This window comes from Actinopolyspora lacussalsi subsp. righensis, from assembly GCF_900116555.1.
Classification (GTDB): domain Bacteria; phylum Actinomycetota; class Actinomycetes; order Mycobacteriales; family Pseudonocardiaceae; genus Actinopolyspora; species Actinopolyspora lacussalsi.
Genome location: NZ_FPAT01000001.1, coordinates 435,561 through 450,349, shown reverse-complemented (window position 1 = coordinate 450,349; position 14,789 = coordinate 435,561). Strand labels below are relative to the sequence as shown.

Here is a 14,789-nt window from a genome sequence, read left to right as displayed (position 1 = left end):
CGTGCGCGGTTTATAACTCATAACGGAACTGCGTAGCTGGCCGGGTAGCCGTCACGTGAGTCGGCGCCTCGCTGCGTTGGAGGGCACCTCGAGTAGCGGCGCTCGCGCCGGGTCCGGTGACGCGGCGGCTCCACCGGCCCGTGCTCGGTGGGACCGCCGTTCCGGAAAAGCGTTACCGGACCCGTGCGATCACGAGGGTTCCTCGTCGTTCGGGGGAAGCATGTGCTCCGTCATCTTCGAGCGGTATTCCTCGACCTGGCTCCGGTACTGCTTCATGACGTCACCGTAGGAACTGTCCAGCTCCTGAACGTTCGATATGACGTTGGGCAGCCCCACGTCGGCGAACTCGGTGAGGGAGTCCCGCAGCTTCCGCAGGCTTTCCCGCGTCTTGTTCGCCTCGTCCAGGTAGGACGATTCGAACTGTTTGCCGATCTCGTCGTCGCTCCAGCAACCGTGGTCCCGCTCCAGCTCGTAGTTCAGGCTTCGCAGCGATCCCTTGAACTCCTCGACTGCCTGCGACAGCCGTCGCCCCGCGTTCTCGGTGCCGGGAACGTCGAGGTAGGTCTCGGAAGTCATGTCCGTCTCCGTGGTGTTGTCGGGGAAGGGTTCACGGGGGTGGGCTCAGGTCCGGTCCCAGCCGTCGTCCTCGGTCCTGTCGGAACTCTTCGACGGCGAATCGCCGTTGGCCTCACGCACCAGATCCAGCGACGGTTCCATCACCTTGCCGAGTACGTCGGCCAGATCCGCCTGCCCGGAGGCGAGGTCGTTGAAATCCGTGCCGCCCATCGGACTGCCCATGAGCTCCTGCATGGTCTCCAGACTCTGCCGACGCGCCTGCTGCAGCGTCTCGGTGATCAGCGCGGAGAGCTCGGCCGGTGGCATCGAGCGGTAGCCGGTGGTGTTGAACTTCAGCTCGGTGAGTTCGCCGTTACCGTCCAACGTGACCGTGAACAGCTTCTTCGGCGCGTCCACCACGGTGGTGGTCTCGGCCAGCTTGCGCTGGAACTCGGCCAGCTTCCGTTGTTCCTCCTCGAACACCTCCAGCGCCGAGTTCAGATCGGGCATCTCGCGCCGGAAACCCTCGGATGTCATGTGGCCTCCCTGATCGTCGGAATGGATGTAGGTCAACGGCCGAGCACGCCGCCGGAGTCACCGTCCCCGCCCCAGACGTCCTCGTCCTCGTACCGCAGGGTGTTCCGATCGCGCTCGCGGTCGTCTCGATCACCGGTGCCTCCCATGGGGGGCACCGAGCCGCCCGGTGCTCCGCCGAGCCTTTCCGGGCTCGCGGGCAGGCCGGTGCCTCCGGAGTTCCCCGTGGTGACGGCGGAGGGAACTTCGGCACTGTTCGCGAGGCGTCCGGTGCTGGTCGGGGCGGCACCGCCGGTGGCGGCCCTGGCGTTCTCGGCCGAGTACGCGGTCGTGCCACCGAGCTCGCCCGCGGTGCTCATCCAGGCAGCGCTGGTTCCGTAGGCACTCGACGGGCTGACCACGGTCGACACTCGGGAGGGAGCCGTGGCACCGGGGGATACGGGCTTCGAGATCCTGCCGCTCGCCACGTCGCCCTGCGTGGTGGGTGTGGTGTAGCCGGTGGGTGCGCTCGGGGTGGAGTACTCGGGCCGGGAAACCGGAACCGCGGTGCCGAACGTCGCGGCACCGGTTTCCGGTTCGTTCCCGGTACCCGGGAGATCCGAAGCCGATTCGAGCTCGGTCCGGTGTTCGAGCTGCTCCTCCCCGCCGCGTTCCCGGCCGCGAGCGTTCGTGGGGCCGACGGGCATTCCGGGAGCGGAGAGCACGCCCGGGACCTCGGTGCTCGCCAAACTCACCTCGGCCCGCTCATCGCTGTCCGGAGCGGTCTCGGAAGTCCGGTTCACGTCGCCGCGGCCCAGCACGCCGCCTGCCTGCCCCGCACCGGCCAATGTCGTCGGTGCTCCGGTGCTTTTCACGAACGTTTCCGAAGAGCTCTCCGAACTCGTCGGGTGCGTCGTGGGCTGTGCGCTCTCCGAGAAGGATTCCGCGCCGCCGATCAAGCCGCTTCCCGGCGTGTGGTCGGTGTCCGAGGACGCCGACCGGGTATCGGTGGTTCCCGCTCCGACGGGCCCGTAAGTACTCGTGGGGGTGGCGGCACCGACGAAACCGGCTCCGGTCGTGGTGTTCGTGACCGCATCCGTTCCCGCGGCGACACCGGAACCAACCCCGTCCCCGGTGTCCCGGTGAACCGCGTCGCGCACCTGGTTGCCCCGCGTGCTGTGCGGCGGGGGCTCGCGCAACTGCCCACCGACCTGCTGATAGATCCTCGCCAGATCCCGCAGTACGAGTTGGGCGTGCTCGTTCTGCGCCTGCTCCTGGTGCTGGAGCTGTTGTTGCCCCTCCGGAGTTCCGGCCATCGCCGGATCATCGGCCACGGCCTGTCGTCCGCTCTCGCGCTGGGAGTGCAGCTCCCGCAGCTGCCTTCCGGCGTTCGACGCCGCGTCCCCGAGATGACCGTGCAACGCCGAGTAGCTCGGCGCGGAGATCGTTTCGACCAGCTGCTCCACGGTGTCCGTGATCCGCCGCGCCGTGGTTTGGAACCGCTGCGCGCCCGGCCCCTGCCAGGCGTCCTCGACCCTGCGCAGCTCGCGTCGGAACGCATCGTTGGCCGTGCGCAGTCGTTGCGCGGTGTTCTCGAAGTGCTGTCCGTCCCGGTAGAACTGCTGCGGATCCGCGGCGGCCACCGCCGCGGCGGCGGTATCCAGCGTGTGGTGTTCTTCCACCCGCGGCACCTCGGATCGGTCCGATTGCTCGGCACCGTTCGGCGTGCTCATACGATTCCTCTCCAGACGTGCTGCCGAATCGGCGTGCTAGGTCTCGTGGCCCAGAACTGGTGGCGCGATTGCCTCGTCGTTCGTGGACCACGCGCCGTTGTCCTCGGTCAACCAGGTCGACCGTTCCCGGTCCTGTTGGCCGCCACCCCCGGCTCCGGCCCCTCCGCCGCCCATCATCGGCGGCATCATCGGCATCCCACGGCCGCCGGAAGCGGGCGTGCCCGGAGTCGTCGCCGCCGAACCGCCTCCGGGGCCGACGGTGGGTTGTGTCGAGCTCGGCGGCGTGGCGCTCAGCCCACTGGTCGTGGCGTTCGTTCCGAGCGTGTTACCTCCACCCGGGTTGTCCGGGATAGAGCTTCCACCACCTACGCCGCCCATGCCGCCGCTACCACCCCCGGTGAGCGCCGTGCCGGTCTCGGAACCGAGGTCGGGCAGGCTCGGGCTGTTCACGTCTTCCGAGGCGACGCTCGCCGCGTTCCGCTGTGGTGCCAGGAAGTCGCTGAGGCTCCGGCTCTGCTGGCCTCCGCCGTCGAGCGAGGCCATCGCCTCGTCCCCGGCGGTGCTGCTGGTTTCCACCACGTCGTCGATCACGCCGCCGACCTCGTCGAAGCTCAGCGGCTCACCGTCCGCGGCGGCCTGTCGCAGGCTCTCCTCGCCCGCCGCGCGGGCTTGTTCGGTGACGTCGTCGAGGATGTCCTGGGCCTGTTCGCTCTGGGCTGCTTCGGGGCCGAGCAGTTCGTTCAGGGATTCCTGACCGGCCGTGCGGGCCTCGTCCGTCATGTCGTCGATGATGTCGTCGACCCGCCCCTGCTCGACCGAACCGCCACTGGTGTCGATGCCCTCCTCGTTGAGCGCATCGATCGCCCCCCGCTCCGCGTTCTCCGCGGATCCACCGGTCTCGTCGAACGCATCCGACACCCGAGAACCCCCGGTCGCGGCGCTACCGTCGCCGGAGGAACCCAGCGCATCCAGCGCGTCCTCACCGGCCGAACGACCCTTCTGCAGCACGTCGTCGACCACTCCGCTCATGTCCCCCGCGGTGATGGGGCCGCCGTTCGAGGCCAGCTCGTCCAGACTTCGCTGCCCGGCGCCGCGGGCTTGTTCGGTGACGTCGTCGAGGATGTCCTGGGCCTGTTCGCTCTGGGCTGCTTCGGGGCCGAGCAGTTCGTTCAGGGATTCCTGACCGGCGGCACGGGCCGCGTTGGCCATGTCGTCGACGACGCCTCCGGCCTGCTCCCGCCCGATCTGCTGCTCGGCAGCCTCGGAACCCTCCGGGGCATCGGCGCTGAGCGCTTCGAGGGCATCCTGCCCGGACTGCTTCGCCGCGTCGTCGGCGGCATCCAGCGCTTTGCCCAGCTGCTTCGGTTCGAGCGCGTTCCGGTCCTGTCCGGACTCGCCGGTGCCCGAATCGGCCGCGTCCGTACCACCATTCGTGGATTCGTCCGTCCCCTCGCCGCCGGTGAGGTCTTCGAGGGCCTGTTGGCCCGCTTGGCGGGCTGCGCCGGTGGCGTTGTCGAGCGCCTCGTCCACGGCGTTCTGATCGATCGCGGCCTGATCGCTGCCGGAGCCCTGGTCGCTCTCGGAACTCCCGCCGCTTCCGGCCGGATCGAAGCTGCTGGTCGGTATGCCGCTGCCATTCCCACCACCTCCGCTGCCGCTGTTGCCGCTGTTGCCGCTGTTGCCGGTGAGGTCTTCGAGGGCTTGTTGGCCCGCTTGGCGGGCTGCGCCGGTGGCGTTGTCGAGCGCCTCGTCGACGGCGTTCTGATCCATGGCCGGTTCCTGCTGCTGTCCGCCGTTGCCGCCGGTCTCGGAACCGTTGTCGTTGTTCCTGCTGCCGCTGCTCCTGCTGTTCCTCGAGGTGCCGGAGCCGCCGGTACCACCCAGCACACCGCCTCCGCCCGCACTCTGGCCGGTGCCCCCGCTGCTTGATCCCCCGGTGTCGTTACTGCCCTCGAACCGGGACATGGCTTCCCGGCCCGCGTCTCGGGCCTCCTCGGACGCGTTTCGAGCCGCGTTCAGTGCGGCATCCCCCGAACCGCTCCCGTTGCCACCCCCGGAGCCGACGTCCTGGGGCCGAGCGTTGGTGCCGGTGTAGCCCGAACCGCCGTTCGCCAGCTTCGACACGGCTTCCTCGCCTTGGTCTTCGGCGTCCTGCCGAGCCTGCCGGGCGATTTCTTCCTGCCGGTCCCGCTCAGCGGCCAGCTCCTCCTCGCTGAGTTCGCCGTTGTCGTTGGTGCCGTTTTCGTTCAGCGAGTCAGCGGTCTCGTTGCCGTATCCGTTCCCGTTTCCGTACTGGTTCCCGTACCCGTTGTTGTTCCCGTATCCGTTCTCGCTTCCGTACCGGTTGCCGGTCCCGTATCCGTTGCCATAGCCGTTCCCACTGCCGTACTGGTTCCCGCTCCCGTACCCGTTGCCGTAGCCATTCCCATTCCCGTAGCCGTTTCCGGATCCGGTGCCGGGGAGGGAAGTGGTCAGCGGAGTCAGTGAACTGCCCGATGCCTGATAGGTCTCGGCGACGGTGGCTACCACTTCGCGCGCGTTGTCCAGAATCTCCTTCGCGATCTTCTCGGCGGATCGGGCGGCAGCGGCGGATCCCTTGACCGAGGAGCCCAGCGAGGCGAAGGCTTCGGCGTAGGCAGCGGCCTCGGCATAGGCCTTCACCAGCGGGATGACCGCGTTCTTCCCTCGTGCGGCCATGTCCCCCGTCTCGGTGATGCCTTCCCGGTAGCGGCCGTCGCGCAACGAGGTGACCACTTCTTCGGCCGATTCCAGCAGCTTTTCGGAGTACCGCTGGAAGGCCTTGCCCGCTTCGCCCTCGAAGGAATCCTTCAGCTTGTCGACCTGGTTCCGGAAGGACTCGTGCGCGGTGGAGAGTTTCTCGGTCATGTTCCCGAAAGCCGTGCCTGCCGCGCGCAGGCTGCCCGCGTCACCGCTGAGTGCCTGCACGATCTGGGACATGGAGAACTGGGTGTAGTCCTCCAGCGGAGCCGGGGGAGTCGAGCCCCGTGCTCCGGTGGAGTCGCCGCCGGAGTACTCGGTCCCCTCGGAGCCCGCCACTTCCACGTTCTCGTCGGAATCGGAAATGGTCTCCTCGGAACCGTCGAGGTAGTCCTGCGCGTGTTCGGACTCCTCGTTGGTGTACTTCTCCTCGCGGTCCAGGACGTCTTCGGAAACGCTTTCGGAGCCGTCCACCCTGTCGTCGAAGTAGTCCTGATTGATCCAGACTTTGTCGTAGTCGCCACCGTCCTCGGCGAGCTCTTCGGGGGAGTAGAAGTGCCGGATGCCGTTGTCGTCGGTGTGCTCCTCCTTGCGCTTCTTCTCCTCCTCGGTGAGCTCGTCGTCCTCACCTTCCTCCGTGTTCTCGCCCTCCTCTTCCGGGGCCTCGTCCTCCTGGTTCTCCCTGTTCTCGTTCAGGGCTTCCCTGTCCTCCTGGTAGTCGAGGCCGTAGTCGGTGTCATTGAGGGAAACCATGGGCGTGTTCTGCTCCGGTTCGGATGCGGCGGAGTCCCCGTGGAACTACGAATAACGGCTCTGGATCTCGGGGAACTCGGAGGACGGATAGGCAGTCGGTCGGGAAGGCGACTCAGACGAAGCCGTTCTGCGAGTCAGGACCCTTCGGGGCCATCGGTAGCGTGGGGTTCTGGCTTCGCAGCTGGTTCACGGAGCTCTGCAGTTCCGCGTTGAGCTTGTCCAGCTGTTCGCCGTTGTTCCGGTCCGTTTGTTCGATCTCCGTGGCGATGTTCTTGAGCTGCTCGGAGACCTCCCGCAACGTCCGCTGCAGGTCGTTGCAGTGTTGGTGCAGGGTGTCCCGGCGTGCGGCGATGAGCTGGTTGAGCCAGGAGCCCACGGCGAAGTCACCCGCCTTCGGGTGCACGTCGTTGAGTTCGGAGAAACCGTTGACGTCGTCGGCGATGTCGCCGATGGCATTGCCCGCCTTGCGGACCTCGGACGCGTCGAGTGAGGTCTGGCTGCCTTGGGTGCTCATTCGGGATGGTTCCTCGGTTGCGTGCGGTCGAGGGTGTCGTGGCTCACTCGGAGAAGGTGCGAGGACGCGCGGTACCGGGCGGTGCGGTCACCGCTTCCGGTGCCGCGCGTGTTCACCGATTCGCGGCGGGATCAGCCGAAGTTGCTCGCCAGCTTGCGGTCGGTCTGACTCATGTCCTCCTGCGCCTGGTTGGTGGCCATCCGCAGTCGGGTGAGCATCTGGTTCATCGCCTCGAAGTCCGTGCGAATCCTGCTCGCGAGCTGGTTGTAGTTCTCCGAGCTCTGCGAGTCCCAGTCCTGCAGGGCGTGCTGCGTCTGCTGGCGCAGCTCGTCGACCTGTTGCTGAATCTGCTGGGTGACCCGTTGCATGTCGTCGACGCCCTGCTGCAGCGCGGCGTACTGGTACTGGATCTCGTCGGCCATGGGAGGGCCTCCTCGTACGTGCGGAATGCGGGTTTCGAAAACAGGGGTCAGGACATGAAGCTGGACAGCCCCGGGGTCTGTACCCGGCCGATCTCCTGGGCGGTCACGGAGTCCTGATCCTGGGTCTCGCGCCCGGTGCGGTTGACCTCCTGGGCCATCCGCTCCAGGTTCTTCACGATGTCCCTGCACGCCTGGTCCCACTGCTGGTGGACGTTCTTCAGGCTCGTCATCATGTCGCCGCGGTTGGCGCCGGCCAGCATGTCGATGCTGCTCGCGAGCGACGTCTGCTGACTGGTGATCTGGCCCGCCACCTCCTCGTGGCGATTGGAGAGCTGGGCCAGGCTGGACTGCGTGAGCCTCGTCTGCTGCGTGGCCATGTGACCTCTCTTCCGTGTGCGCCGGACGGAGCGGTCCTCCGCCGGCGGAATCCTGCTTTCGCCGATGTCCCCGTGGCGGCGGGAGTCAGTCCATCATCGATTCGCTCCGCGCGGGCCGCTGTGCAGCCGTGCTCGATTCGAAACAGGGATATCCTTCACGGGGCGTCGTCGCCCGTGTTTCCCGGTTCTCGGGTCACCGTCGCGGTGCTGGGATCCAGTGATGGGCCGGAGGGCAACAGCGACAGCAGTGATCCGGGGACAGCCACCGGCTCCGTCCCGCCGTAGCCCAGTACTCCCGCCACGTCCGGTGTGGCCAGTGGGTACTTCACCCCGAGGCCGGTGATCAGGTAGTTCGTCCCGCCCGACACGCCGGGTGCGGGCAGATCACGGGCCAGTACGCCCTGCCCGGCCGGGATCGCGATCCGTTCGGCCACCGCATCGCTGTCGGTCCGCGCCGTGGTGGAGCCGTGATCCCGCGGGGCCACCGTGATGGTGGGGGTGTTCGACTGTCCCGAACCGAGCCGGAACGAGGCGCAGGGGCGGGTTTTCCCGCCCTGGCTGAGCTGCCGCGGCGTGGGCGGCACCGCCGGGTACCCCTCCGGAGTGCTGTCGGTTTCCGAGATCGGTGTGGTGGACAGGGCCTCGGGCCCGATCCCGACCGGCTGTGCTCCCGAGGCAGGAGTGGTGAGTAGCAGGCTCGCCGCCAACGGGGTCAGCGAGGAGAGACCGTCGGAGCGCATCACGTAGAACGAGGGCTCCGAGTCCAGTGCCGGGTTGCGCATCTCGTAGATTCGCCCCACCGTGGCGGATTCGCCCGCCACCTCCGGCGCCCGGGATCCCGCGTTCGGGATCTCCGGGGCGGCGAGGTCGGGCCCGCTCGGGACGGTGTTGATCCAGGAGCTGGTCACCGGGAACGGAACCACGTCACCGTAGCCCAGCGCCTCGATCACGGACCGCCCGGTCAGCTTCAGTCGCCTGCCCTGCCACACCAGGTATTCCGTGCCATCCGGTGTGGACACCACGACTCCCTCGTCGGAAGCGAGTCCGCGGCTCGGTTCTTCACCCACCCGGAGGTGGGTGATCGGCACCTGCTCGCCGGACGGTTTCGTGGCCGTCCGCGCGCACACCACCCACGGTGCCCGGCTCAGGTTCTTCCGTTCCGGGATCGAGTCCGGCGCGTCGGGAATACCGATCGGCGTGCCGCGCGGTGTCCCCCGCAGCGAGTTCCGCGAGACCAGCTTCGGGTCGCCGCCGGACTGGTCACGGGCCAGCAGCGCCGAGGAGTAGTTCAGCACCGGGCGCAGCGCGCCGTTCAGGTACAGGTAGCGGGCTCCCGTCTCCTTCTCCACGACGATCGTGCCCTCGGCCTGCCACGAGGTCTTGCCGCCGGGAAAGATCAGCCCCACGATGCCGAAACCGGCCACCACCAGCGCACCCAGCAGGGTTCCGATGACCGTGCCCATCACGAAGCGGCGGGTCGGCGTGGTCTGGTCGTCCGGGCTCGCCCGCATCAGCGCGGATACGAGGCGTCCCACCACGAAGAAGTATGCCTGCACCTGGTCGCGTCTGGACTGCATGGTTCTCCCAGGGGTGGTTCGCGGTCGGTGATCTCGGAGGAGGTGCCCGATCTCTTCGGAAGTTCTCGCTCGCCGGGCGGTCGCGAACGCTAACCGGCCAGGCCGCGTACGAACATGTAGACGTCGAGCGCTGCCAACAGCAGCGGGACCAGCGCCAGTGCGGAGAACGTCTCCAGCAGGTCGACCGCCCGCCCCCAGTACGGGGCAAGTTTCCGGCCGGGCAGGGCTCTACTGGCCACCACGAGCAGCAGTGCGAGCACCAGAGCTGCGGTGAAGCCGTACCAGAGCCGGGCGAACGGATCCAGCCCCAGCGCCAGCACCACACCGTCCAGCGCGAGTGCGTAACCCGCCGTGATCAGTAGCGGCCAACGCTGGCGTGCGCTGTCGACGTGTCGGGAACGCAGCAGGAGCAGCAGTGCCGCCACGGCGGTGGTGATCATCGACCACATCCCGCCGGGGACGAGCAGCGCCGTGAACAGCACCACCGCGGTCAGCCCCAGCGCCGCGTACAGCCCGGTCATGTACCGGTCGGCCGCCGCCGAGCGCTCCACCACGACCTCGTGCGGGAAGGGGTCGGTGTCCTGGCCGAACTCCTCCGAACTGGTGGGCAGTGGGGGCAGGCTCAACCCGGCCAGGCGGAAGGAGGACGTGGGCACGAAACCGAGTGCGAGCAGCACCAGCATCAGACCGATCCCCGCGGCCTGGCCGCTGTCCAACGGGGACGCCGCGTCGATGACCGCGGTGATCCCCAGCGGCACGACGGTGAACAGCCCGCTGACGAACAGCAACGCGGCCTCGGCCGTTCCCACGAGTCCGATGGCCAGCCCCGCCACCACCAGCATCGCGGCGCAGGCGATGCTCGCCGGTGCCTGCGCCTCGGGTGAGGACAGCAGCGGCAGGTACCAGCCGCACAACCCCGCGTAGGGCAGCGCCAGACCGGCCAGCACGACGGCGGTGATCGTGTCGGCCCGACCTCGTGCCAGCGCGGTGGCCGTCAGCAGCAGCACGAGCGCGGTGCCGCCCGCGGTGATCGTTCCGGTGATCCTGGGCCCGCCGGAACCGAGTACCACGAGGCCGACGAGCAGCGCGGTCCCGCCGAAGGCGAGCAGCATCCACCGGCTGAGTCGCTGGGACCACGGGTCGGAGCGGCGTCGTGCCTGCTCGGCGATGCCGTCCACTAGGTCGTCGAAGTCGATGGGCGGCAGGCTGTCCGCCCTCGGCCGCAGATGGACCGTCTCGCCGTCGAGCAGTCCCAGTTCCGCGGTGGTGCGTTCCTCGTCGAAGGGGGGCCTGCCGAACCGCTGCAACACCCACCCCTCGTGTTCCACCCCCTCGTCGGCGAGTTCACCGCCCGCGTGGCGCAGGATGGCGGGCAGCAGGTCGATCAGGGCGACGTCGGTGGGCAGTGCCATCTCGACCGATCTGTCCTTGACGATCAGGCGTAGTCGGCAGAGCTGATTTGTGACATCCTTGGTGGCGTCGTCCACGTTGGTGTCCGGTTTCCTTCCTGGCTGGCTGGCCGAGACCGTGACAACGGCGGAAGGTAGTCACTCGCGCGCGCGGATTGGTGCGTTCGGATGGCTCCTCCGCAACACCAAGGGGAATCCCGCACCAACGAGGAGACGCGCGTTGAGCACGACGCTGTTCCGCAGGCCGGCCCGTCGCGTGGGGCCTGCGATGCCCGCGGACCAGATGGAGCTGCAGGAACCACCCAGCGTGCCGGAGCCGCAGAGCAACAGCCTGAGCACGGTGTTGATGTATCTGCCGATGGCGGTCATGGCCGGCGCGATGATGATGATGATGCTTTCGTCGGCCCGTTCCGGGAGCATGATGACCTACATCGGTGGCGGCCTGATGGGCGTCGCCATGGTCACCATGGTCCTCGGCCAGTTGGCCAGGGCATCCACCGACCGCAAGCACCAGCTCACCGGTGACCGCCGGGACTACCTGCGTTATCTCTCGCAGACGCGGCGCAGGGTGCGCGACGCGTTGGGCGAGCAGCACCGCGCGGCGATCTGGAAGCACCCGGATCCGCGGTCACTGTGGTCGCTGGTGCGCAGTTACCGCCTCTGGGAACGCCGCGCGGCGCACGAGGACTTCGGGGAGGTCCGGCTCGGGCTGGGGCAACAGCGCTCCGCCGTCAAGCTCGTTCCACCGCAGACCAAACCGGTCGAGGACCTCGAACCGCTCAGCGCCTACGCCCTGCGCCGGTTCCTGCGCACCTACACCACGTTGCCCTCCGCCCCGATCGCGGTGTATCTGCGCGGTTTCGCCCGGATCCAGCTGCGCGGCGAGACCGAGTCGCAACGTTCCCTGGTGCGGGCGCTGCTGTGCCAACTCGTCGCCTTCCACTCCCCGGCCGACCTGACCATCGCCGTGTGCGTCGGGAACGAGCGGCGCGAGGAGTGGCTCTGGACGAAGTGGCTGCCGCACGCCCAGGACGACGGCCGTCGCGACGGGGCCGGGCCGCTGCGGTTGATCTCGGACAACGTCACCGACCTGGAGGAGCTGCTCGGGGGAGATTCCTACACCGAGCGCCCCCGCTTCGAGCCCTCCACCCCGATCACCAGCGGCGAGCCGTTCGTGGTGGTCGTGGTCGACGGGGTGAACATCCCGGCCGGACATCGCTTCTCCGGGGGTGGCTACCGCAACACCGTGATCGTCGACATCGACAGCGCGCTGACCTGGCAGGCGGACCGTTCGGTGCTGCACCTGGAGGTCGACTCCGCCGAGATCCGCACGGTCGACTTCGACCGCGCGGGCCGGGAGAGCACGAGCTCGCTGTGCGGGCCGGACGGAGTGGGGGTGGTGACCGCCTCCGCGTTGGCGCGCGACATCGCGCCGCACCGGATGGGCACCAGCGGCGACTCCGGCGAACCACTGACCACCGACTACGAGCTGACCTCGCTGCTGGGCGTGTCCGACGCGCGCACCTTCGACGTCGACCAGCTGCGCCGGGACCGCTCGGGCTGGCAGCGCATGCGGGTGCCGATCGGCATCGCGGGCAACGGCACCCCGATCGAACTGGACATCAAGGAGTCCGCCGAGGACGGCATGGGGCCGCACGGGATGCTGGTCGGTGCCACCGGCTCCGGCAAGAGTGAGCTGCTGCGGACCCTGGTGCTGGCACTGGTGACCACGCACGCCTCGGACGAGCTCAATCTCGTGCTGGTGGACTTCAAGGGTGGTGCCGCCTTCCTCGGCTTCGACCGGCTGCCGCACACCTCGGCGGTGATCACCAATCTGGTCGACGAGATCGAACTGGTCGACCGGATGCAGGACGCGCTCACCGGGGAGATGAACCGGCGGCAGGAGCTGCTGCGCTCGGCCGGGAACTACAGCTCCCAGCGGGAGTACGAGAAGGCGCGCCGTTCCGGGGTGCCGCTGGATCCGATGCCGAGCCTGTTCGTCGTGGTCGACGAGTTCAGCGAGATGCTGGTCAGCAAACCCGAGTTCATCGACGTGTTCGCCATGATCGGCAGGCTCGGCCGCAGTCTCGGCGTGCACCTGCTGCTGGCCTCGCAGCGGCTCGACGAGGGCCGCATCAGCAAGGTGGAGACCCACCTGTCCTACCGCATCGGGCTGCGCACGTTCTCGGCGATGGAGAGCCGCAGCGTGATCGGTGTGCCGGACGCCTACGAGCTGCCCACCACGCCGGGCAACGGTTACCTGCGTTCGGACACCCAGACCCTCTCCCGGTTCAAGGCCGCCTACGTGTCGGGTGTCTACCGCACCCCGCGCAGGCAGCGCAGCAAGGAGGTCATCGAGGAACAGCTAGTGCCGTTCGGCGGTGACTACGTCGAACCCCGCGTTCGGCGCACCGTCGAAGCCCCGCCGGAGCCGGAAGAGGACAGCGGGCCGCAGACCTCGCTCGTGGACGTGCTCATCGACCGGCTCAGCGATCACGGTCCGGCGGCGCACCAGGTTTGGTTGCCGCCCATGCGGGTATCGCCCACGCTGGACGATCTGCTGCCGCCGCTGCTGGACTCCCCGGACACCGGTCTGCGGTCGGCCGAGCGCTCCACCGAGGACGGACTGCGGGTGCCGCTGGGGCTGATCGACCTGCCCGCCCAGCAGCGTCGCGAGCTGCTGACGGCCGACCTCTCCGGAGCCCAGGGGCACGTCGGCGTGGTCGGTGGCCCGCAGAGCGGCAAGAGCACCGTGCTGCGCACGATGATCGCCGCGCTGGCGCTGAGCCACTCGGCCGCCGAGGTCCAGTTCTACTGCCTGGACTTCGGCGGTGGCTCGCTGGCCCCGCTGCGGGACCTGCCGCACGTGGGCAGCGTGGCGGGTCGTCTCGACCGTGATCGGGTCACCCGCACCGTCCAGGAGATCGTCAACCTGCTCGAACGTCGGGAGGTCGCCTTCCAGGCCAACAACCTGGACTCGATGTCGGCCTACCGCCGTGCCAAGCGCGCGGGGCGGTTCGTCGACGAGGACCCGTACGGCGACGTCTTCCTGTTCATCGACGGCTGGTACACCGTACGCAACGAGTTCGACGAGCTGGAGGACCGACTCGGCGAGATCGCCGCGCGCGGGCTGACCTTCGGCATCCACCTGGTCGTCGGCGCCGCGCGCTGGTCGGACATGCGCCCGTGGCTGCGCGGCGTGCTCGGCACGCGGCTGGAGCTGCGGCTGGGCGATCCGGTGGAGTCCGAGGTCAACAGCAGGCTCGCGGCCAAGGTCCCCGACTCGCCCGGACGTGGTCTGACCACCGACAAGCAGCACTTCCTCACCGCCCTGCCCCGGGTGGACGGTCGCGCCCGAACCGACGACCTCGCCGACGCGGTGACCGACCTGGTCGAGGCGGTCGCGGTGCCCGGCGTCCCGCAGGCGCCCCCGGTGCGGCTGTTGCCTGTGGAGGTGCACGCATCCGAGCTGCCGGAACCGCTGGCGGGCAGTACCGGTTTGCCCAAGGTCTCGCTGGGGATCGACGACGTCGATCTCGCGCCGCTGTGGCACGACTTCGACGTCACCCCGCACCTGATGATCTTCGGCGACACCGAGACGGGAAAGACGAACCTGCTGCGCCACATCGCGCGTTCGGTGCGGGCGCACTACCGACCCGACCAGGCGCGGCTGATGTTCGCCGACCTGCGCCGCGAACTGCACGACGCGGTGCCGCAGGAGTACCAGCTGGGCTACTCGGTCTCCGGCGACACCTTCGCCACCACCATCGAGGAGACCGCCGGGCTGCTCACCGACCGGCTCCCCGGCCCGGAGATCACCCCGGACCGGCTGCCCAAACGGGACTGGTGGAGCGGCGGGCGGCTGTTCATCGTCGTCGACGACCACGAGCTGGTGCAGACCGGCATGAACAACCCGGTGCAGGCGCTGGCCTCGCTGCTGCCGCAGGCCGCCGACATCGGGTTCCACCTGATCATCGCCCGCAGCACCTCGGGAGCCGGAAGGTCCATGATGGATCCGGTGCTGCGGCGGATGTGGGAGTTGGGCACCCCCGGTCTGCTGTTCTCCTGCCCCAAGGACGAGGGAAAGTTCCTCGGTGAGCTGCCGCCGAAGACGCTCCCGGTGGGTAGGGCCCAGTTCGTCAACCGCAAGCGCACGGTGCGGCTGGTGCAGACACCGCTGCTCGATCCCGTCGCGACCACCGAGCGGTGAGCCGTTCC

The 14,789-nt window shown here is 68.6% G+C and carries 10 protein-coding genes; 1 reads left to right on the top strand and 9 read right to left on the bottom strand.

Annotation, left to right across the window (positions count from 1 at the left end):
• Positions 1-189 precede the first annotated feature (189 nt).
• From BM394_RS02030 to eccD, 9 genes are all read right to left on the bottom strand, one after another.
• A complete protein-coding gene (locus BM394_RS02030) occupies positions 190-576 on the bottom strand; it encodes a hypothetical protein (protein ID WP_092973114.1) in 387 nt (128 codons plus the stop codon).
• A 45-nt stretch (positions 577-621) separates the two neighbouring features.
• The gene (locus BM394_RS02025; RefSeq protein WP_092973112.1) at positions 622-1,092 is read right to left on the bottom strand and encodes a YbaB/EbfC family nucleoid-associated protein; all 471 of its coding nucleotides are present in this window, start codon (positions 1,090-1,092) and stop codon (positions 622-624) included.
• A gap of 32 nt (positions 1,093-1,124) precedes the next feature.
• Positions 1,125-2,801: a WXG100 family type VII secretion target gene (locus BM394_RS02020; RefSeq protein WP_092973110.1), complete on the bottom strand. Its 1,677-nt coding sequence runs from the start codon at positions 2,799-2,801 to the stop codon at positions 1,125-1,127.
• A 36-nt stretch (positions 2,802-2,837) separates the two neighbouring features.
• The gene (locus tag BM394_RS22640) at positions 2,838-6,272 is read right to left on the bottom strand and encodes a WXG100 family type VII secretion target (protein ID WP_175529917.1); all 3,435 of its coding nucleotides are present in this window, start codon (positions 6,270-6,272) and stop codon (positions 2,838-2,840) included.
• Positions 6,273-6,384: 112 nt separating this feature from the next.
• A complete protein-coding gene (locus BM394_RS02015) occupies positions 6,385-6,786 on the bottom strand; it encodes a type VII secretion target (protein WP_092973108.1) in 402 nt (133 codons plus the stop codon).
• 131 nt (positions 6,787-6,917) lie between these two features.
• Complete coding sequence (locus tag BM394_RS02010) at positions 6,918-7,208, bottom strand: WXG100 family type VII secretion target (RefSeq protein ID WP_092973106.1); 291 nt, start codon at positions 7,206-7,208, stop codon at positions 6,918-6,920.
• A 47-nt stretch (positions 7,209-7,255) separates the two neighbouring features.
• Positions 7,256-7,585 (bottom strand): WXG100 family type VII secretion target, encoded by a 330-nt coding sequence (locus BM394_RS02005; protein WP_092973104.1) that lies wholly within the window; start codon positions 7,583-7,585, stop codon positions 7,256-7,258.
• 155 nt (positions 7,586-7,740) lie between these two features.
• Positions 7,741-9,162 carry a type VII secretion protein EccB gene (gene eccB, locus BM394_RS02000; protein WP_092973102.1) on the bottom strand — a complete coding sequence of 474 codons (1,422 nt, stop codon included), beginning with the start codon at positions 9,160-9,162 and terminating at the stop codon, positions 7,741-7,743.
• An 89-nt stretch (positions 9,163-9,251) separates the two neighbouring features.
• Positions 9,252-10,649, bottom strand: a complete 1,398-nt coding sequence (eccD, locus tag BM394_RS01995) for a type VII secretion integral membrane protein EccD (RefSeq protein WP_092973100.1) — start codon at positions 10,647-10,649, stop codon at positions 9,252-9,254.
• Positions 10,650-10,791: 142 nt separating this feature from the next.
• Between eccD and eccCa the strand changes: the two genes are divergently transcribed.
• The gene (eccCa, locus tag BM394_RS01990) at positions 10,792-14,781 is read left to right on the top strand and encodes a type VII secretion protein EccCa (RefSeq protein ID WP_245779920.1); all 3,990 of its coding nucleotides are present in this window, start codon (positions 10,792-10,794) and stop codon (positions 14,779-14,781) included.
• Positions 14,782-14,789 lie beyond the last annotated feature (8 nt).

Coding starts and splice junctions, on each gene's coding strand:
- BM394_RS02030 (WP_092973114.1), bottom strand. CDS start 576: ATGACTTCCGAGACCTACCTCGACGTTCCCGGCACCGAGAACGCGGGG.
- BM394_RS02025 (WP_092973112.1), bottom strand. CDS start 1,092: ATGACATCCGAGGGTTTCCGGCGCGAGATGCCCGATCTGAACTCGGCG.
- BM394_RS02020 (WP_092973110.1), bottom strand. CDS start 2,801: ATGAGCACGCCGAACGGTGCCGAGCAATCGGACCGATCCGAGGTGCCG.
- BM394_RS22640 (WP_175529917.1), bottom strand. CDS start 6,272: ATGGTTTCCCTCAATGACACCGACTACGGCCTCGACTACCAGGAGGAC.
- BM394_RS02015 (WP_092973108.1), bottom strand. CDS start 6,786: ATGAGCACCCAAGGCAGCCAGACCTCACTCGACGCGTCCGAGGTCCGC.
- BM394_RS02010 (WP_092973106.1), bottom strand. CDS start 7,208: ATGGCCGACGAGATCCAGTACCAGTACGCCGCGCTGCAGCAGGGCGTC.
- BM394_RS02005 (WP_092973104.1), bottom strand. CDS start 7,585: ATGGCCACGCAGCAGACGAGGCTCACGCAGTCCAGCCTGGCCCAGCTC.
- eccB (WP_092973102.1), bottom strand. CDS start 9,162: ATGCAGTCCAGACGCGACCAGGTGCAGGCATACTTCTTCGTGGTGGGA.